Source organism: Streptomyces sp. NPDC033177, assembly GCF_055577715.1.
In genome coordinates, this window is sequence record NZ_JBVIPS010000001.1 from 1,001,036 (window position 1) to 1,021,202 (window position 20,167).

Genomic DNA, 20,167 nt, shown 5'->3' on the forward strand with positions numbered 1-20,167 from the left:
AGTCCCCCGAATTTCCAGGCAGTTGTTCGAGATCACGAACCCCGGAAGTTCACCTGGGCCACTTCCTGCGCGATGCGTTGACGCGCCGCCCCCCGCTCTCTAAGTTGCCGTTCGACCCACTGATCAGCGTTCGAAATACCGCACACATCGCACAGGACTGGGGTACGCATGGCACGCAGACGATGGAGACTCGGGCTCACCCTGGGCGCCCTGCTCGCCGGAACGCTCGCCGCGGGCCCCACCGCCGCGGCCGAACCCACCGACTACACCATCGACGTCGACACGGCCCGCACCGGCGCGAAGATCGACGACTCGATGTACGGCGTCTTCTACGAGGACATCAACCGCGCGGCGGACGGCGGCCTCTACGCCGAGCTCGTCCAGAACCGCTCCTTCGAGTACTCGACGGCCGACAACACCGCCTACACGCCGATGACTTCGTGGGACACGTCCGGTTCCGGTTCCGCGAAGGTGGTGAACGACGAGGGCCGCCTCAACGCCCGTAACCGCAACTACCTGTCGTTGGGCGGGGGTTCGTCCGTCACCAACTCCGGCTACAACACCGGCATCGCGGTCACCAAGGGCAAGCGCTACGACTTCTCGGTGTGGGCCCGCACCAGCGGTTCGGGGGGCGGCGGGTCGGGCAGGGCTCCCCTCACCCTCGCCCTGCGCGACGCCTCCGGTGAGCTGGCCCCGGCCCGCCGTGTCACCGCGCGTGGCGGCTGGGCGAAGTACAAGGCGACCTTCACGGCGGGCCGCACCTCCGCCACCGGCCGGCTCGCGGTCACCTCCGGTGCTCCCGTCGCGCTCGACGAGATCTCGCTCTTCCCGCGCGACACCTACAAGGGGCGCGCGAACGGCCTGCGCAAGGACCTCGCCCAGAAGATCGCCGACCTGGACCCCGGCTTCCTGCGCTTCCCCGGCGGCTGCCTGGTCAACACCGGCTCCCACGAGGCGTACGACGAGAAGTCCGGCTGGCAGCGCAAGCGCTCCTACCAGTGGAAGGACACCATCGGGCCGGTCGAGCAGCGCGCCACCAACGCCAACTTCTGGGGTTACAACCAGAGTTACGGGCTCGGTTACTACGAGTACTTCCAGTTCGCCGAGGACACCGGCGCCATGCCGCTGCCCGTGGTGCCCGCCCTGGTGACCGGCTGCGGCCAGAACAAGGCCACCGACGACCCGGCCCTCCTGAAGCGGCACATCCAGGACACCCTGGACCTCATCGAGTTCGCCAACGGCCCGGTGACCAGCGAATGGGGCAAGAAGCGGGCGGCGATGGGCCACCCCAAGCCCTTCCGCCTCACCCACCTGGAAGTCGGCAACGAGGAGAACCTCCCCGATGAGTTCTTCGCCCGCTTCAAGGAGTTCCGCGCGGCCATCGAGGCGAAGTACCCCGACATCACCGTCATCTCCAACTCCGGCCCTGACGACAGTGGTTCGACGTTCGACAAGGCCTGGCAGCTGAACCGTGACGCCGACGTGGCCATGGTCGACGAGCACTACTACAACAGCCCGCAGTGGTTCCTGGAGAACAACGACCGCTACGACTCCTACGACCGCAAGGGCCCGAAGGTCTTCCTCGGCGAGTACGCGTCACAGGGCAACAAGTTCTCCAACGCGCTGTCCGAAGCGGCCTTCATGACCGGCCTTGAACGCAACGCCGACATCGTCAAGCTCGCCTCGTACGCCCCGCTGCTCGCCAACGAGGACTACGTGCAGTGGAAACCGAACATGATCTGGTACGGCAACGACCAGTCATGGGGCTCGGCCAACTACGAGGCGCAGAAGCTCTTCATGCGCAACGTCGGCGACGAGGTCGTGCCGTCCACGGCTTCCGGCACCCCCGCCACGTCCGGTCCGATCACCGGCGCCGTCGGCCTGTCCACCTGGGCGACCAGCGCCGCGTACGACGACGTGAAGGTCACCGGCGAGGACGGCAGGACGCTCCTGACCGACGACTTCTCCAGCGGTGACGAGCAGTGGAGCAAGGCTGCGGACAAGGGCACGTGGACCGTCCAGGACGGCGCGTACGTGCAGTCCGACGAGGCCGCGGAGAACACCCTGGTCACGGCGGGCGACAAGAGCTGGCAGAACTACGACCTGAACGTGCGGGCCACCAAGAAGTCCGGCAAGGAGGGCTTCATGGTCGCCTTCGGGGTCAAGGACACCGGCAACCACTACTGGTGGAACCTGGGCGGCTGGAACAACACCCAGTCGGCCGTCGAGAAGAGCGTCGACGGCGCGAAGCAGACCATGGTCCAGGACACGACGACCATCGAGACGGGTCGCAGCTACGACCTGCGCGTGGAGGTGCGCGGGCGTCAGGTGACCCTCTTCCTCGACGGCAAGAAGTGGGGATCCTTCACGGACGACAAGCCGGCCGAGCCGTTCCGCCAGGTCGTCACTCGCGACAAGGCCACCGGTGACCTCATCGTCAAGGTCGTCAACGCGCAGGGCTCGGATGCCCGTACCAAGATCGCCCTCGGCGCGGCCAGGAAGGTAAGCCCGAGCGCCAGGGTGACCACGCTCGCCGCCGACCCGACCGCGGAGAACTCGAAGGACGCGACGCCGGTGAAGCCGGTGACCTCGACGTTCAGGGGCGTGTCCGAGACGTTCTCGTACACCTTCCCGGCGAACTCGATCACCTTCATGAGGGTAAAAACCGGCTGAAGAAGATCGTTTCGCGCGGCGTCCGCCCTGGGCGCAAACGCCGTCATGCCTGGTCAAACGGGTTGAGGCGGGCTCTTCGGGGGGTTCGGTTGGCGGGTGGGGACAGGGCAATGACAGGATGAGGACCATGACAATCAAGGCTTATTTCGACATCACCATCGACGGCAAGCCCGAAGGCCGCATCACGTTCAACCTCTTCGACGACGTCGTGCCGAAGACCGCGGAGAACTTCCGCGCGCTCGCCACCGGCGAGCAGGGCTTCGGTTACGCGGGCTCGAAGTTCCACCGCGTCATCCCGGACTTCATGCTCCAGGGCGGCGACTTCACCGCCGGCAACGGCACCGGCGGCAAGAGCATCTACGGCGCGAAGTTCCCCGACGAGAACTTCCAGCTCAAGCACACCAAGCCGGGCCTGCTCTCGATGGCCAACGCGGGCCCGAACTCGAACGGCTCGCAGTTCTTCATCACCACGGTCGTCACGAGCTGGCTCGACGGCAAGCACGTCGTCTTCGGCGAGGTCGCGGACGAGGACAGCATGGCCCTCGTCAAGAAGATCGAGAGCTTCGGCTCGCAGTCGGGCGCCACCAAGGCCGAGATCGCCATCTCCGCCTCCGGCACCCTCTAGCACCCCTGGCACCTGGTGCATGAGCCCCCGCCCCCACCGGGCGGGGGCTCACCCATGCGCGCCCTTCAGCCGCTGCCGGTCACATACCGCAGGCCGCCCAGAAGGTGGTCGCGGAAGACCGGGTCCGCGTACGCCTCGTCGGCGTGGCCGAGGGCCGTGTAGAACATCGGGCCGCCGCCGTGGTCGTGGCACCACACGAGGGGGTGGTCGGTGCCCATGCCGCCTCCCTCGTACGAGGTTTCGTCGGCGGACGCCAGGACCCGCACCGCATCACGCGGCGAGGCCCGGAAGTCGTACCACTCGTCGGTGAACTCCCAGGTCGCGGGGAGGTGTTCGGTGGCGGGGTGCGCGTGATCCTCGATGATCAGGAGGCCGGGCTGAAGCGCGGGGTGGCGGGCGAAGCGCGCGCCGAGCAGCTCTCCGTAGTACGGCCAGTCGTACTCCGTGCAGGCCGCGGCGTGGACGCCCATGAAACCGCCGCCCGCCGCCCGGTGTGCGCGCAGCGCCGACCGCCCGGCCGGGGTCAGGACGTCGCCGCTGGTGGAGAGGAAGACGATCGCCGCGTAGGCGGACAGGTTCTGCTCGAAGGCGGCCGGGTCCTCGGTCGCGTCGGCCGTGCAGCCGATCCCGGCGGCGAGCTCGCGCAGGGCGGCGACCCCGGCGGGGATCGACGCGTGCCGGTAAGCGGTCGTTCGGCTGTAGATCAGCAGGCGAGGGCTCATGGCCCCCGATCGTAGGAGCCTCGACCGCGGCCAGGCGTGAGGGAAAGTGCCGGATGCGGACGACTGCTCCCCCGGGCCCCGCGGCCCACGGTAGCGTCTGCGCCAGTAGCAGATGTCCGAACGATATTCTAGATATCGAACGCACATGGCATCGAGGAATGGCACGTATGCCCGATCTCACGCCCTCGCCCGCACATCAGGGACCTCATGAGCCCCAGGGCTCGCAAGGGCCCATCCGTCTCCGCACCCACGCCCACACCACCCTGCGCCCGGCGGCCACCGCTCGGATCACCGGCGGTTTCTGGGCCGCCCGGCGGCACACCAACGCCTCGGTGAGCATCCCGCAGGGACCCGAACGCCTCGAACAGGCCGGCAACCTGGCCAACCTGCGTGCCGCGGCCCAGGGTGCGGGAGCTTTTGCCGGGGACTTCCCGTTCCAGGACTCCGACGTCCACAAATGGCTGGAGGCCGCCTCCTGGCAGCTGGCCGACCAGCCGGGCCCGCCAGCTCTCGCCGCGGACGTGGAACGGCTGACCGCGCTCGTCGCCGCCGCCCAGGACGCCGACGGATACCTCCAGACGTACTACCAGCTCGCCCAGCCCGACCGGCGCTGGAGCGAGCTCGGCTGGGGCCACGAGCTGTACTGCGCGGGCCATCTGATCCAGGCGGCCGTCGCCCACCACCGGGCCACCGGACGCCGCGAACTCCTGGACGTGGCCGTCCGGTTCGCCGCGCACATCGACTCCCTCTTCGGACCGGACGCGACGAGCGAGGGAGGCGAGAAGAACCACGGGATCTGCGGGCATCCGGAGATCGAGACCGCCCTCGTGGAGCTGTACCGCGAGACCGGTCAGCGGCGCTTCCTCGATCTCGCGGGCCACTTCACCGACCGCCGCGGCCACGGACTGCTCGCCCAGGGCATCGACCGCGCCCGCGATCCGGGCCCGGCGTACTGGCAGGACCACCTGCCCCTGCGGGAGGCGCCCACCGTCACGGGGCACGCCGTGCGTCAGCTGTACCTCCTGGCCGGGGCCACCGACCTGGCCATGGAGACCGGCGACGTGACCCTGCGCGAGGCCCTGGATCGGCTCTGGCACTCGATGGCCGGCACGAAGACGTACCTCACCGGCGGTGTCGGCGCACGCCACGAGGGCGAGGCGTTCGGTGAACCCTTCGAGCTGCCGCCGGACCGGGCGTACGCGGAGACCTGCGCGGCCATCGCCTCCGTGCAGTGGTCCTGGCGGATGGCGCTGCTCACGGGCGAGACCCGCTACTCCGATCTCGTCGAGCGCACCCTTTACAACGGCTTCCTTTCCGGGGTCGCCCTTGACGGCGACCGCTGGCTGTACGTCAACCCGCTCCAGGTGCGCGACGATCACGAGACCGGCACCGGCGACCAGGCGCCCCGCCGCACACCATGGTTCAGCTGCGCGTGCTGCCCGCCGAACGTCATGCGGCTGCTTGCCTCGCTCCCCCACTACGTGGCGAGCGGCGACGCGGACGGCCTGCAACTGCACCAGTACGCGACGGGCTCGTACACGACATACACGACGAGCGCGACCGACGGCCCGGACCCGGCCGGGGTCGGTGGAGCGGTCACGGTGGAGACCGACTACCCGTGGAAGGGCCGCGTCACGGTCACCGTCGACACGGCACCGGCGGACCGTGACTGGACGCTGTCGCTGCGCATCCCCTCCTGGTGCACCGAGTTCACGGTGGCCGCACCGGACCGGCAGGACCGCACCGACACGGACCGGGGCTGGTTCCGGATCCGGCGCCGCTGGCTCCCGGGGGAACGCGTCGTACTTGACCTCACCCTCGACGTACGCCTCACCGAGCCGGACCCACGGGTGGACGCCGTGCGCGGCTGCATCGCCATCGAGCGCGGACCCCTCGTGTACTGCCTGGAAGGCGCTGATCAGCCGGTGGGCCTGCGCCTGGACGCGGTGACTCTGACACCCGACGTGCGCACCGTCGCCGAGCATCGCCCGGACCTCCTGGGCGGTGTCACGGTCGTCACCACCACCGGCCACCACCGCTCGGACGGGACACCGACCCCGCTGACGGCGGTGCCCTACTACGCGTGGGCGCACCGGGAAGAGGGGGCCATGCGGGTCTGGATTCCACGGAGCTGACGGATGAGCGCACCCCCACCCGCGTACGTATGAACGGGAGACACCACCCTCCCCCATCCGGAGTCCTCCCATGGCAGACGCGGGCAACGTCACCGCCCTCTTCCGCGCGTCCACCGCGCACAGCCCCTCGTACTCCGCGCTGAACAGGGCGGCGGCGGACAGCGGGCGGCCGCTCGTCGACTTCTGCATCCCGTGCAATCCGTACTTCCCCACGCCCGAGATGTACGAGGAGCTCGGCGTGCGGCTGCGGGACATCCTCACGTACTACCCGAGCGGCGCCGACACCATCGCCGCCGAGCTCAGTGCCGTGCTCGGGCTCAACCCGCAGACCGTCGTGATGGGCAACGGCTCGACCGAACTCATCACCTGGATCGACCACTTGCTGGTACGCGAAGCGCTCGCGGTGCCCGTACCGACGTTCGGGCGGTGGACCGATCAGTCGATGGAGACCGGCAAGCGGGTCGACATGTACCTCCTTCCGGAAGCCGACGGCTTCGTGCTCGACCCGGCGGCCTTCGTCGACTTCGTGCGGGCCCGCGGCTCCCGCACCGCGGTCATCTGCAACCCCAACAACCCCGACGGAGGCATGCTGCCGCGCCGCTCGGTGCTCGCACTGCTCGACGCACTGCAGGACCTCGACCTGGTCGTCGTGGACGAGTCGTTCCTGGAGTTCGCCGACGCGGGACCGGAGTCGAGCGTCGCCGACGAGGCGGTCCTGCGGCCCAATGTCATCGTGCTGCGCAGCCTCGGCAAGAACTTCGGGCTGCACGGCGTGCGCTTCGGCTATCTCGTCGCCAACCCGGGCCTCGCGGGCCGGGTGCGCGCCGCGCTGCCGAAATGGAACCTCAACTCCTTCGCGGAGACCGTGGTGTTCATGCTGAGACAGCACCGCCATGCCTATGACCTGAGCCTGCGTCAAGTGCGCCGCGACCGCCAGGAGATGATCTGGCACCTTGGCCGGCTCCCCGGACTCACCAGCTATCCCTCGCAGGGAAACTTCGTGTACGTGCGGCTGCCCGACGGGGTCGACGGAGCGGTCCTGCGGGACCGGCTGCTCGCGGAGCACGGCATCCTGGTGCGCGAGTGCGGCAACAAGATCGGCAGCTCAAGCCGCTTCCTGCGCCTGGTGGTCCGCCCACCGGTCGACGTACAACCCCTGATCGCCGGCCTGGAACAGGCGCTGTACGCGACCGGCGGCGCCAACCCCGGGCTCCTGCCGGTCCCCTACGCCTCGGGGAACCCCGCGGTGGACCGGCTGGTGATGCGGGCCTGATGCCGCCGGCCCCGAGCCGTAAAATCGTGACCATGGAAACAGCGGGGGCAGGCGCGGACAGTGGGCGACCCACGACCACCGGCCGGGACGGCACCGTGGGCGCCGTGACCAACTGGGCCGGGAACATCACCTTCTCGGCGCGTGAGCTGCACCGGCCCGCGTCGCCGTCCGCCCTGCGGGCGCTCGTCGCGGGCAGTCGGCAGGTGCGGGTGCTCGGCAGCGGCCATTCGTTCAACCGGATCGCCGACGTGGACGGTGACGCGGCGGGCGCGGCCCTGATCTCCCTCTCCGCTCTTGAGCCGTCCATCGAGGTGGACACCTCGGCGCGCTCCGTGCGTGTGTCAGGCGGTGTGCGGTACGCCGAACTCGCCCGGTATGTGGCCTCGTTCGGTCTCGCGCTGCCGAACATGGCCTCGCTGCCGCACATCTCCGTGGCCGGTTCGGTCGCCACGGGGACGCACGGCTCCGGCAACGGCAATCAGTCGCTGGCGGAGATCGTGCGGGCGGTGGAGCTGGTCACCGCCGATGGGGAGACGGTCGTACTGAACCGTGGCGACGATGGGTTCGACGGCTCCGTCGTCTCGCTCGGCGCGCTCGGCGTGGTCCTCTCGCTCACTCTCGAACTGGAGCCGGATTTCCGGGTGAGCCAGCATGTGTTCGGCGAACTTCCGCTGGATCGGCTCGACTTCGAGGCGGTGACGTCGGCGGCGTACAGCGTGAGTCTGTTCACCGATTGGCGCGGACCGCGCTTCGACCAGGTGTGGCTCAAGCAGCGCGGCGAGGCGCCCGTTGACTTTCCCTGGGCAGCGGCCGCGACCGCCCCGCGGCATCCGGTGCCGGGGATGCCCGCCGTCAACTGCACCCAGCAGTTGGGCGTTCCGGGCCCGTGGCACGAGCGGTTGCCCCACTTCCGGGCCGAGTTCACGCCGAGCAGCGGTGCCGAGCTCCAGTCGGAGTATCTGCTGCCGCGCGAGCACGCCCCGGCGGCCCTGCATGCCCTGGATTCCCTCAGGGGTGAGGTGGCGCCCGTCCTTCAGGTGTGCGAGGTGCGCACGGTCGCCGCCGACACCCAGTGGCTCAGCCCCGCGCACGGGCGCGACACCGTGGCGTTCCACTTCACCTGGGTGCCTGACGCGGCAGCCGTGCTCCCGGTGGTCACACGCGTCGAGGAGAGCCTGGCCCCGTTCTCGCCCCGGCCGCACTGGGGCAAGGTGTTCGCCGCCGACCCCGCCGAGCTGGGCGCCCGCTATCCGCACGCGGCCGATTTCGCCGCGCTCGCCGATCGCCTCGACCCGGCGGGGAAGTTCCGCAACGCCTTCGTGCGGCGTTTCCTCGGGCCGCTGCTCTAGGACGCGGCGTCGGCGACCGGGATGCCGAAGTCCGGTGTGCCGTCCGCCTTCCAGCCGAACTTCTGGATGCGGGTGTGCCGGTTGGGGTCGTTCAGGGGGTCGCCGACGATGTCCTTGTACTGGCGGGCGTGGTAGACGAGGACGTCGGTGCGGCCGTCCTCGGCCACGGTGAAGCAGTTGTGGCCGGGACCGTACTGCTTGGTCGTGTCGTTGCTGGTGAAGACGGGGGTGGGTGACTTGGACCAGGACGCGGGGTCCATGAGGTCACTGCGGGCGCCTGCGGTGAGCAGGCCCATGCAGTAGTTGGCGTCGGTTGCGGACGCCGAGTACGTGAGGAAGACGCGGCCGTTGCGCTGGATGACGCTGGGTCCTTCGTTCACCTTGAAGCCGACGCACTCCCAGGCGTACTCGGGTGTGGTCAGGCGTATCTGAGGCCCCGTCAGGGTCCATGGGTCGGCCATGCGGGAGAGGAAGACGCCGGTGTTGTTGTCCATGCCGGGCTCGTACTGCGCCCAGGCGAGGTAGCGGCTGCCGCGGTGCGTGAAGGTGGTGGCGTCGAGGGAGAAGGTGTCCCACGCCGTGGTGAGCTGCCCCTTCTCCGTCCACGTCCCCTTGAAAGGGTTGACGTTGGCGTTCTCCAGGACCCAGATGCGGATCTTCCACACGTCGTCGGCGGGGGCCGCGGCGAAGTAGATGTACCACTTGCCGTTGATGTGGTGCAGTTCCGGCGCCCAGATGTGCGAGGCCATGTCTCCGCTGGTGTGCCGCCGCCAGATGACGGACTCGTCCGCGCGCGTCAGGCCCCGCAGGGTGCGCGAGCGGCGCAGGATGATGCGGTCGTACTCGGGGGACGTCGCCGTGAAGTAGTAGTGGCCGTCGGTGTGGCGCTGGATGTGCGGGTCGGCGCGCTGCTCGACGAGCGGGTTGCGGTAGGCCGGGGCCCGTGAGGCCGCGTGGGCGGGCGCCTGGGTGAGGGCGGGTGCGGCGGCTAGAGCCCCTGCGGCCAGCGTCCCCCTCAACACGGTTCTGCGACTGGGTACTTCACTGTGGCTCATGCGGCTCCCCTAGCGCCGACGTTCGTCATTTCGAACGCCATCTGATACTCCGAACGTCGAAACGGTAAGGGGGTGTTGGGGCAAGGTCAACGGTTGCGGCGAGATGTGACGAGATGGGCCCGCAGGCGACTTGGCGGGTATCCGCGGGCGCCTGCGCGGCCAGCTCTCGAGCCCCTATTCCGCCCGCCCGAGCGCCTCCCCGCACGCCTTGATGTACGCGGCCACCAGCGGGCGCCGGTCGTCACCCACGCGCCAGGCCAGGGCGAACCGGCTGGGCGTGATGCCGCGGACCGGTCGCGTGACGACGCCGCCCAGCGTGATCAGGGGTGCGTTGCCAGCGGCGACCAGACAGACCCCGCGGCCGTCCACCAGCGCCTCGTACGTCTCGTCCGTACTGGCGATCTCCGCACCGATGCGCGGCGGGCGGCCCGCGCGGGCGTCCAGGGCAAGCCAGTAGTCCCGCAGCGCGCCCGCGCTTTCGGGCAGCGCGAGGAAGGGTTCGTCGAGGAGGTCGGCGAAGTCGATCTCGTCCCGGTCCGCGAGGCGGTGCGTCACGGGAAGGGCGACATGGCGCGGCTCCTCGGCGACCACCACCCAGCCGTAGCGCTCCAGGTCCGGCAGCGGAAGCCAGACGAAGGCGACGTCCGCCGTGCCGTCCGCGAGACCAGCGCTGGCATCCTCCCAACTCACCTGCCGAAGGCGGACAGTTGCCTGCGGATGGGCGTCGCCGAAGCGGGACCGTACGGCAGGCAGGATGCCCCCGCGAGCCGGTCGCGTGCTCATGCCCACGGAGAGCGTCGCCCGCTCCTCGGTCTTGGCGTGCTCCACGGCGCCGACCGCCGCATGCCAGTGCTCAAGGACCTGTTGGGCGTACGGCAGGAGCACCGCACCCACGCGGGTGAGGCGCACGCCTCGGCTCTCGCGTACGAACAGGTCGGCACCCAACTGCCGTTCCAGGGCCCGTATCTGCTTGCTCAGCGCGGGCTGCGAGACGAAGAGCCGCTCGGCGGCCCGCGTGAAGTGCAGCTCCTGCGCGACCGCGACGAAGTAGCGGAGGTCCCTGCCGTGTACGTCTCTGCCGTGTAGGTCTCTGCCGTGTAGGTCTCTGGCGTGTAGGTCTCTGGCGTGCAAGTTCATAACCATCAGCTATCACGTCAGATCTTGGACGGGCCACCCGATTCTGCCGCAAGCTGATCCACAGAGCCGGAGAGGAGTGAACCGGCCGACATGAAAAGGGAGTTCGGCATGACGAAGGTATGGCTTGTGACCGGCGCGAACAGCGGCTTCGGCCGGGCGATCACCGAGGCGGCCGTCGCCGCGGGCGGCGTGGTCGTGGCCACCGCCCGTAACGCGTCCTCTTTGGACGACCTGGTTGCCGCCCACCCCGACCAGGTCGAGGCCCTCACCCTGGACGTGACGGACACAGCGGGCATCGAGGCCGCCGTGCGGGACGTCACCGACCGGCACGGCCGCATCGATGTCCTGGTGAACAACGCGGGCCGCAGCCACGTCGGCGCCCTGGAGGAGGACTCGGACGCCGAGCTGCGGGCCCTGTTCGACGTGCACGTCTTCGGTCCCGCCGCGCTGACCCGCGCCGTCCTTCCGCACATGCGGGCCCGGCGCTCGGGGGCGATCGTGCAGATGAGCAGCATGGGCGGGCAGATGTCCTTCGCGGGCTTCTCGGCGTACAGCGGCACGAAGTTCGCCCTTGAGGGCATGTCGGAGGCGCTGGCCGCCGAGGTGGGCCCGCTCGGCATCAAGGTCCTGGTCGTGGAGCCCGGCGCGTTCCGGACCAGCCTGTTCGGCAACACCAGCGCGAGTGCCGTGGAGATCCCGGACTACGCACGGACGGCGGGCGCCACCCGCACGATGGTCGCGGGCGGCGACGGCGAGCAGCCCGGCGACCCGGCGAAGGCCGCGGCGGCGATCATCACCGCGCTCGACGCCGACGAGACTCCGCTGCGCCTGCCCCTGGGTGAGGACGCCGTGGACGCGGTCGTCGGTCACCTCGACTCGGTCCGCGCGGAGATCGCGGTCTGGGAGAAGGTGACCCGCGCGACCGCCTTCGACGCCTGAGGCGAGCGATGAGGGACGCCCCCGCGAGAGGGGGTCAGCGGTCGCGCTTGACCGCCCGCAGGATCACGAACTTGGGGTTGCCCGCGACGACTTGAGCGTTGCCGAAGAGCTTCCGCAGCTTCACGTGGTAGTCGAGATGGCGGTTGCCGACCACCCAGAGCTCGCCGCCGGGGCGCAGCGCGGCGCGTGCCCCGCTGAACATCCGCCAGGCGGTCGCGGCGGAAGTCGCCTGGTGGGTGTGGAAGGGCGGGTTGTTCAGGACGAGGTCCACCGTACCCGCGGGTACGGCCGCCAGCGCGTCGCCCGCGATGAATTGCGCACGCGCGGCCTCGGCGGCGTTGGCCCGGAAGGTGGCCTCCGCCGAGGCGACGGCGGGATACGACTCGTCGATGAAGGTGACCGTGGCCTCGGGGTCGGCGACGGCGGCGGCCGTGCCGAGCACGCCGTTGCCGCAGCCCAGGTCCACGATGTGCGCGCCGCTACCCTCGGCTCCCCTGCCGGTCGGCAGATGCTGCAGAAGGAAACGCGTGCCGATGTCGAGCCGTTCGGCGCAGAACACACCGGCGTGGTTGACGGCCGTCAGTCCCGCTCCCGCCCCGGAGTCGTCGTCGAGGACGTAGCTGCGCGGCCAGGGGCTGGGTCCGGCGTCTCGTTCCGGGTCCGGTGTGCTGAAGATCAGCCGCGCCTTCTGCCGGGCCAGCGATGTCCGCGTAGGCCCGATGATCCGCTCGAAGAGGTCGAGCGTCGAGGTGTGGATCTCGGTGACCATTCCGGTGCCGACGACGACCGTGCCCGCGTGCAGGGCGGGCGCGAGCCGGTGCAGCTGGTCCTCCAGGAGCGCCAGGCTCTTCGGCACGCGGACCAGGAGTACGTCGATCCGGCTCGGCGGGGCGTCACCCGTCGTCGCCAGGCGTACCTCGTCCGGCGCGAACCCGGCGCGCGCCACGTTGGCCCGCGTCGCCTCCCGCGCGAGGAACGAGTCGGTGATCAGCGTCGGCCCGTGCTCGGCGAGCGCGGTGGTCAGCGCGCCCCAGCGGTCGCCGACGACGGCCACGGTGCCGGAGAGGTCGACGGGCTTCGCCGTCTCCTCGGCCCCGACGGGCCCGCCGTCCTCGCCCGCGAGGTGGCGCAGCAGGTAGGCGTCGGCGGCGGACCAGGCGCGCAGCGGGTCGCGAGGGTCCTCGGGAAATCGTGTGAGGTCGTACGCGCCCCATGACGTGCTCAGCCGGTTCATCGTGCCTTCAGGCTAACGGAGTGGGAGGGCTGCCCCGATCAGCGGCTCCTGTGGTGCGCGTGCGGACGGTTCTCCATAGCGTCCATTGGTGGAGCACCCGCGCATCCCATCCTCGAGGAGCCGTCATGCCGGAGCTGTTCATCGGCGGAACATGGACCACTGCCGTGGACGGGCAGACACGGGAGATCCGCTGCCCGGCGGACAACACCCTGGTCGCCACCGTCGACGAAGCAGGGCCGAAGGACGCCGCGGCGGCGATCGCCGCCGCGCGTGAGGCCTTCGACGCCGGGCCGTGGCCCGGCACCCCGGCGGCCGAACGCGGCCGGCTGCTGCTGCGCGTGGCCGACCTCCTGGAACGCGACAAGGACGCACTCGCCCGCGCCGAATCCCTGGACACCGGGAAGCGGCTCGTGGAGAGCGAGTACGACATGGACGACATCGCGAACTGCTTCCGCTACTTCGGCAACCTGACGGCGGCGGGCGGCACCGACCGGGTCGTCGACGCCGGCAGCGCGGAGGTGGACAGCCGGGTGGTGCACGAGCCGGTCGGGGTGTGCGCGCTGATCACGCCGTGGAACTATCCGCTGCTCCAGACGGCCTGGAAGGTCGCCCCGGCGCTCGGCGCGGGCAACACCTTCGTCCTCAAGCCCAGCGAGCTGACCCCGCACACCGCCATCATCCTGATGCGTCTGCTCACCGAGGCCGGGCTGCCCGGCGGGGCCGCCAACCTGATCCTGGGCGCGGGCCCCACCGCGGGCGCCCCGCTCAGCGAGGACCCGCGGGTCGACATGGTGTCGTTCACCGGCGGGCTCGTCACCGGGCGGCGCATCATGGCCGCCGCGGCCCCCACGGTGAAGAAGGTCGCCCTGGAGCTTGGCGGCAAGAACCCCAACATCGTCTTCGCCGACGCCGACTTCGAGGCGGCCGTCGACTACGCCCTGATGGCGATCTTCCTGCACTCGGGCCAGGTCTGTTCGGCCGGAGCGCGGCTCCTCGTCGAGGACAGCCTCCACGACAGGTTCGTCGACGAGGTGGTCGCACGCGCCCAGCGGATCCGGCTCGGCGGCCCCTTCGACGACGACGCCCGCACCGGACCGCTGATCTCCGCGGCACACCGCGACAAGGTCGAGGCGTATGTGGCGGCGGGCGTCGCCGAGGGCGCGGTCCTGCGGTGCGGCGGCGCGCGCCCCGACGACCCGGCCCTATCGGACGGCTACTACTACCCGCCGACCGTGCTCGACGAGTGCACGCCCGGCATGTCCGTGATCACCGACGAGTCGTTCGGCCCGGTGCTCACCGTCGAGCGGTTCCGGGACGAGGACGAGGCGGTCGCGCTCGCCAACGACACCGTCTACGGGCTCGCGGGCGCCGTCTGGACGCAGGACGGCGGCAAGGCGCACCGGGTGGCGTCCCGGATGCGGGCGGGAACGGTGTGGATCAACGACTTCCACCCCTACGTGCCGCAGGCGGAGTGGGGCGGCATGAAGCAGTCCGGCTTCGGGCGCGAGCTGGGACCGGCCGGTCTCGCCGAGTACCAGGAGGCCAAGCACATCTGGCGCAACCTCGCCCCGACACCACAGAGGTGGTTCGAATGAGCACGGATCCCGGCAAGGGCGCCGAGGCCGCCGACGCCGCCCGGCAGCAGCACCAGGACGACGACGACGCGCTCGGCAAGCTCGGCTACCGGCCCGAACTCAAGCGCACCCTGGGCAACTTCCACACCTTCGCCGCCGGGATCAGCTACATCTCGATCCTGACCGGCACCTTCCAGCTCTTCTACTTCGGTGTGAGCTTCGGCGGTCCCGCCTACTGGTGGTCCTGGCCGATGGTCTTCGCCGGCCAGCTGATGGTGGCCCTCTGCTTCTGCGAGCTGGCCGCCCGCTTCCCGGTCGCGGGGTCCGTCTACAACTGGGCCAAGCAGCTCGGCGGCAAGCACGTCGGCTGGCTCGGCGGCTGGATGATGCTGACGGCCACCATGGTGTCCCTCGCGGCGGTCGCCCTCGCGTACCAGATCACGCTCCCGCAGATCTCCGACACGTTCCAGTTCATCGGGGACGGCAGCGGTACGACCGACGCGGCGAAGAACGCGGTGCTGCTCGGCTCCGTGCTGATTCTGTTCACCACCCTGGTCAACGCGTTCGGCGTCAAGCTGATGGCCCGGATCAACTCCGCGGGCGTGCTCATCGAGCTGATCGCGGCCGTCGTCCTGATCGTGCTCCTCGCCGCCCACATCACGCGCGGCCCCAGCGCCATCACCGAGACCGGCGGCCTGGGCCAGGGCCAGAACCTCGGCTACTTCGGGGCGTTCCTGACGGCTTCGCTCGCCTCGGCGTACGTGATGTACGGCTTCGACACCGCGTCCTCGCTCGGCGAGGAGTCACTCGACCCGAGCCGCAACGCCCCGCGGGCGATCCTGCGGGCGCTCGTCTTCTCGTTCCTGATCGGCGGGCTCATCCTGCTGTTCGCGCTCCTGGCCGTGCCGGACCTGCACGCGAAGGAACTGTCCGTGGACGGCCTGCAGTACGTGGTCCTGAGCACGCTCGGCTCCACGATCGGCGAGATCGTGCTCTGGTGCGTGGTCGTCGCCATCACGGTCTGCGAGCTCGCCGTGCAGGCGGCGGGCATCCGGCTCGCGTTCGCCATGGCCCGCGACGGCACGCTGCCCGCTTCCTCGCTGCTCGCCAAGGTCAGCCCGCGTTTCAAGACCCCCGTACTGCCCGCGATCGTCATCGGCGTCGTCGGCGTCGCCATCCTGGTGATCAACATCAACCAGCCACAGATCTTCTCGGTGATCACGAGCATCGCGATCATCATGATCTACCTGGCCTATCTGCTGGTCACCCTGCCGATGCTGATCAGGCGTCTGCGCGGCCAGTGGCAGCCCGTCGAGGGCAAGTTCTCGCTCGGCAGGTTCGGCCTGCCGGTCAACATCATGGCCGTGCTCTGGGGCGCGGCCATGTCCCTCAACCTGGCCTGGCCCCGCGCGGAGGTCTACAACGCGACGGGACCGCAGCACTGGTACCTGCGCTGGGGCGCGTTCCTCTTCATCGGCATCGTGGCCTGCGGCGGCTTCGCCTACTACTGGTTCGTGCAGCGGCACAAGGCGGGCGTACTCGCCGAGCACCGCTTCGAAGAAGAGGCCGTCGACCCCACCACTCCCCCGTCGCCCCCGGCCGCCCCCTGAACCCACCGCTGATCTGGAGTCACCATGCCCGCAGAGAGCCCCAAGGCCGAGTACGACTACGTGGTGGTCGGCGGCGGTACGGCAGGCGCGGTCGTCGCCGCGCGGCTGACCGAGGACCCGGACGTCAGCGTCTGCGTCCTGGAGGCCGGGCCCTCGGACGTCGGCGACGACAACATCCTGCGCCTGGAGGGCTGGATGGCCCTCCTCGAGTCCGGTTACGACTGGGACTACCCGGTGGAGCCGCAGGAGAACGGCAACAGCTTCATGCGGCACGCCCGCGCCAAGGTGCTCGGCGGCTGCTCCTCGCACAACTCCTGCATCGCGTTCTGGGCCCCGGCGGAGGACCTCGACGAGTGGGGCTCGCTCGGCTGCACGGGCTGGAGTGCCGCGGACTGCTTCCCTCTGTACCAGCGCCTGGAGACCAACGACGCGCCCGGCGACCACCACGGCCGCTCGGGCCCGGTCAACATCATGAGCGTCCCGCCGAACGACCCGTGCGGATCAGCCCTGTTGGAGGCGTGCGCGGCGGCGGGCATCCCCACCACCCCCTTCAACACCGGCAAGACGGTGAAGCGCGGCGCGCACTGGTTCCAGATCAACTCCCGCCCGGACGGCACCCGTTCCTCCGCCTCGGTGTCGTATCTGCACCCGATCCTGGGCAAGCGGCCGAATCTTGAGGTGCGCACCGGTCTGCAGGCCAGGCAGTTGCTGTTCGACGAGAACCGGCGCTGCACGGGCGTCGAGTACCTGGAGCCCGACACCATTCACAGCGGCAGCGTCAGCGCGCGCCGCGAGGTGATCGTGGCCTGCGGGGCCATCGACTCGCCGAAGCTCCTGATGCTGTCGGGCATCGGCCCCGCCGGGCATCTGCGGGAGTGCGGCGTGGACGTACGGGTGGACTCCCCCGGCGTCGGCTCCCACCTCCAGGACCACCCCGAGGGCGTGATCATGTGGGAGGCGAAGCAGCCGATGGTCACCTCCTCCACTCAGTGGTGGGAGATCGGCATCTTCGCGGACACCGAACCGGGCCTCGACCGGCCCGACCTGATGTTCCACTACGGCTCGGTGCCCTTCGACATGAACACCTACCGGCGCGGCTACCCGACCACCGACAACGCCTTCTGTCTCACCCCGAACGTCACCCGGGCCCGCTCGATGGGCACGGTCCGGCTGCGCACCCGCGACTTCCGGGACAAGCCGAAGGTCGACCCGCGCTACTTCACGCACGAGCACGACATCCGCGTCATGACGTACGGGCTCCGGCTCGCCCGGGAGATCGCGGCGCAGGCCCCCATGGCGGACTGGGCGGGCGCCGAACTCGCTCCGGGACCGGACGCCACGACCGACGACGAGCTCTTCGCCTACATCCGCCAGACCCACAACACCGTCTACCACCCGGCGGGCACCGTGCGGATGGGCGCGGCCGACGACGCGGACTCGCCGCTCGACCCGCAACTCCGCGTCAAGGGCGTGACTGGGCTCCGTGTCGCCGACGCCTCGGTCATGCCGTTCCTGCCCGCGGTCAACCCGTGCATCACCACCATGATGATCGGCGAGAAGTGCGCCGACATGATCAAGGCGAGCTGAGCCGGCCCGCGGCGCTCGTCAGCTCCGGTCGAACCAGGTGGGCTGGTCCTCCGCCATGGCCTGCTTGATCCGGAAGACCCCGAACTCGTGCAGGTCGGGCAGTTGGTCCAGCGCGAACCAGCCCACTTCGAGTGACTCGTCGTCGTTGACGCGGGCCTCGCCGCCGGTGGCGCGGCAGCGCACCGTGATGTCCATGAACTGGCAGGTGTCGCCGTTCGGGTAGGTCACCGGCTCCAGGGCCTCGACGAGCACGACGCGCTCGGGCACGCAGTGCACCGCCGTCTCCTCGAAGACCTCGCGGACGGCGCACGCGGCGGGCTGCTCCCCCGGGTCCGGGATGCCGCCGATGACCGACCACTTGCCGTTGTCGGAGCGCCGCCCGAGGAGCACTCTGCCGTCGTCGTCGAAGACGATGGCGGTGACGCCGGGGAGCCACAGCAGCTGGTGGCCGGCGTCGGCCCGGATCGTGCGGATGAAGTCAGGAGTTGCCATGCCGTCGACCCTAACGGGCCTGGCGGGCACGCCTGGCCCGTACGGCGCCCGTCACCGCCCAGCCGAGACCGCCCGCGGCGATCAGCACGAGGATGCCCTCGGGCAGGGTGCCGAAGCGGGTGGCCGGGGTCTGCGAGGAACGCAGCGGCACCTCCTCGACCAGTGAGTCGGCGGTGAACCACTTCGTCTTCTGCGAGACATGGCCGTCCGGCATGATGATCGCGCTGACGCCGCTGGTCACCGGGACGGTGACGGTGCGGCTGTGCTCGACGGCGCGGATCCGCGACATGGCCAGCTGCTGGTACGTCATCTCGCTGCGGTCGAACGTCGCGTTGTTGCTGGGCACCGAGATGATCTGCGCGCCGTGGGTGACGGTGTCGCGCACGGCCCAGTCGAAGGCGGCCTCGTAGCAGGTGGCGAGGCCCACCTTCGTGCCCGCCATGGTGAAGACGCCGGGCTCGGTGCCGCGGCTGAAGTCCTGGCGCACCATGCCGACGTCACTGCTGAAGAAGCCGACGACGTCGCGCAGCGGGATGTACTCGCCGAAGGGCTGGATCTGGCGCTTGTCGTAGGTGTCCGTGGGGCCCTTCTTCGGGTCCCACAGGATCTGCTCGTTGAAGAGCTTGCCGTCCTTGGACTCGACGACCCCGCCCACCGAGATGGGGGCGCCGATCGCCTTGACCGCGCGCTCGATGGCCGCGTGGGCGTCCGGGTTGGTGAACGGGTCGATGTCGGAGGAGTTCTCCGGCCACAGGACGAAGTCCGGCTGCTTCACCTTGCCCGCCTTCACCCGGTCCGCGAGCCGCTCGGTCTCGCGCACATGGTGGTCGAGCACGGCGCGGCGCTGGGCGTTGAACTCCAGGCCCGCCTGCGGGACGTTGCCCTGGACGGCGGCTACGGTCGCGGTGCCGTCCTCGGCGTCGTCGCTGACGAGCGGGCGTGCGGCGAAGGCTCCGGCGACCGGGACGACCACGCTGAGCAGGGCCGCTGCCGCCGCGCCACGGCGTACGGCGCGGGTGCCGCGCGCGGCGTGCACCTGGCGGACGATCTCGTACAGGCCGAAGCCGCACAGGACCACCGCGAACCCGAGGACCGGAGTGCCGCCGAGCGCGGCAAGCGGCAGGAAGACGCCGTCCGCCTGCCCGAAGGCGATCTTCCCCCAGGGGAATCCGCTGAACGGCACGCGCGCGCGTGCCGCCTCACCGGCGATCCACAGGGCGGCGGCCCAGAGCGGGTATCCCGGCACCCGGGAGACGGCGGCGATGGCCGCTCCGACGAGGGCGACGAACATCGCCTCGATGGCGGCGAGCGCCAGCCAGGGCCCTGGCCCGACCTCCACCCCGGTCCACACCAGGAGCGGCAGCAGGAAGCCGAGGCCGAAGAGGTAACCGAGCCCGAGACCCGCCTTCCAGCCGCGGCCGTGCAGGCACCAGGCGAACACCGCGAAGGCCGGCAGGGCCAGCCACCACAGGGTGCGTGGCGGAAAGCTGACGTAGAGCAGCACTCCGGAGAGTGTCGCCGCGGCGGCCGGGACGAGCGCTCGCAGGAAGCGGGCCTTGCGCGATACGGGCGCGGGCTGCGGTCCGAGCTGCTCCGACTCGTCTACGGAGGTGGTGGTGGCGGTCACTCGGGGAGTCTACGGCGCGTCGCTTGGACAAGGACAGGACGGTCGTGCCCGGTCGCCGGGGTCTTGTCCACGCGTTCGCCGGATCGTTCCTGCGCAAGACGTCCACATTTCACGGTTCCAGCGACTACGGTGTGC

The 20,167-nt window shown here is 70.1% G+C and carries 15 protein-coding genes; 9 read left to right on the forward strand and 6 right to left on the reverse strand.

Annotated features, from left to right (window positions below):
- Positions 1-168 precede the first annotated feature (168 nt).
- Positions 169-2,673, forward strand: coding sequence for an alpha-L-arabinofuranosidase C-terminal domain-containing protein (locus ACZ5U5_RS04485; RefSeq protein ID WP_469016090.1), 2,505 nt, complete (start codon positions 169-171; stop codon positions 2,671-2,673).
- A 127-nt stretch (positions 2,674-2,800) separates the two neighbouring features.
- Positions 2,801-3,298, forward strand: coding sequence for a peptidylprolyl isomerase (locus ACZ5U5_RS04490; protein WP_367039216.1), 498 nt, complete (start codon positions 2,801-2,803; stop codon positions 3,296-3,298).
- A 65-nt stretch (positions 3,299-3,363) separates the two neighbouring features.
- Here ACZ5U5_RS04490 and ACZ5U5_RS04495 read toward each other — a convergent pair whose 3' ends face one another.
- Complete coding sequence (locus tag ACZ5U5_RS04495) at positions 3,364-4,020, reverse strand: ThuA domain-containing protein (RefSeq protein ID WP_469016093.1); 657 nt, start codon at positions 4,018-4,020, stop codon at positions 3,364-3,366.
- A gap of 167 nt (positions 4,021-4,187) precedes the next feature.
- Here ACZ5U5_RS04495 and ACZ5U5_RS04500 point away from each other — a divergent pair, with 167 nt between their 5' ends.
- From ACZ5U5_RS04500 to ACZ5U5_RS04510, 3 genes are all read left to right on the forward strand, one after another.
- Entirely contained in the window at positions 4,188-6,155 is a 1,968-nt protein-coding gene (locus tag ACZ5U5_RS04500; protein ID WP_469016096.1) for a glycoside hydrolase family 127 protein, read from the forward strand.
- Between the two features lie 70 nt (positions 6,156-6,225).
- Complete coding sequence (locus tag ACZ5U5_RS04505) at positions 6,226-7,428, forward strand: pyridoxal phosphate-dependent aminotransferase (protein ID WP_469016099.1); 1,203 nt, start codon at positions 6,226-6,228, stop codon at positions 7,426-7,428.
- Between the two features lie 32 nt (positions 7,429-7,460).
- A complete protein-coding gene (locus ACZ5U5_RS04510; RefSeq protein WP_469016102.1) occupies positions 7,461-8,777 on the forward strand; it encodes an FAD-binding protein in 1,317 nt (438 codons plus the stop codon).
- On the opposite strand, the gene ACZ5U5_RS04515 is transcribed toward ACZ5U5_RS04510, so the two are convergent.
- Positions 8,774-9,832 carry a glycoside hydrolase family 43 protein gene (locus ACZ5U5_RS04515; protein WP_469016105.1) on the reverse strand — a complete coding sequence of 353 codons (1,059 nt, stop codon included), beginning with the start codon at positions 9,830-9,832 and terminating at the stop codon, positions 8,774-8,776. The two genes, ACZ5U5_RS04510 and ACZ5U5_RS04515, sit on opposite strands and share 4 nt — an antisense overlap.
- A gap of 174 nt (positions 9,833-10,006) precedes the next feature.
- Positions 10,007-10,963, reverse strand: coding sequence for a LysR family transcriptional regulator (locus ACZ5U5_RS04520; protein WP_469016107.1), 957 nt, complete (start codon positions 10,961-10,963; stop codon positions 10,007-10,009).
- A gap of 114 nt (positions 10,964-11,077) precedes the next feature.
- Here ACZ5U5_RS04520 and ACZ5U5_RS04525 point away from each other — a divergent pair, with 114 nt between their 5' ends.
- On the forward strand, positions 11,078-11,908 hold the full coding sequence (locus tag ACZ5U5_RS04525) for an oxidoreductase (RefSeq protein WP_469016109.1): 831 nt from the start codon (positions 11,078-11,080) through the stop codon (positions 11,906-11,908).
- A 34-nt stretch (positions 11,909-11,942) separates the two neighbouring features.
- Here ACZ5U5_RS04525 and ACZ5U5_RS04530 read toward each other — a convergent pair whose 3' ends face one another.
- On the reverse strand, positions 11,943-13,142 hold the full coding sequence (locus tag ACZ5U5_RS04530; RefSeq protein WP_469016111.1) for a methyltransferase: 1,200 nt from the start codon (positions 13,140-13,142) through the stop codon (positions 11,943-11,945).
- 125 nt (positions 13,143-13,267) lie between these two features.
- On the opposite strand from ACZ5U5_RS04530, the gene ACZ5U5_RS04535 reads away from it, so the two are divergent.
- The 3 genes from ACZ5U5_RS04535 to ACZ5U5_RS04545 are packed head-to-tail and all read left to right on the forward strand — an operon-like array spanning position 13,268 to position 17,913.
- Entirely contained in the window at positions 13,268-14,737 is a 1,470-nt protein-coding gene (locus tag ACZ5U5_RS04535; protein WP_469016113.1) for an aldehyde dehydrogenase family protein, read from the forward strand.
- Positions 14,734-16,326, forward strand: coding sequence for an APC family permease (locus ACZ5U5_RS04540; RefSeq protein WP_469016116.1), 1,593 nt, complete (start codon positions 14,734-14,736; stop codon positions 16,324-16,326). The genes ACZ5U5_RS04535 and ACZ5U5_RS04540 overlap by 4 nt, the downstream gene beginning before the upstream one ends.
- Before the next feature lie 24 nt (positions 16,327-16,350).
- Positions 16,351-17,913: a GMC family oxidoreductase gene (locus tag ACZ5U5_RS04545; RefSeq protein ID WP_469016118.1), complete on the forward strand. Its 1,563-nt coding sequence runs from the start codon at positions 16,351-16,353 to the stop codon at positions 17,911-17,913.
- A gap of 18 nt (positions 17,914-17,931) precedes the next feature.
- Here ACZ5U5_RS04545 and ACZ5U5_RS04550 read toward each other — a convergent pair whose 3' ends face one another.
- Entirely contained in the window at positions 17,932-18,405 is a 474-nt protein-coding gene (locus ACZ5U5_RS04550; protein WP_469016121.1) for an NUDIX hydrolase, read from the reverse strand.
- 10 nt (positions 18,406-18,415) lie between these two features.
- Positions 18,416-20,032 carry an apolipoprotein N-acyltransferase gene (lnt, locus tag ACZ5U5_RS04555; protein WP_469016124.1) on the reverse strand — a complete coding sequence of 539 codons (1,617 nt, stop codon included), beginning with the start codon at positions 20,030-20,032 and terminating at the stop codon, positions 18,416-18,418.
- Positions 20,033-20,167 lie beyond the last annotated feature (135 nt).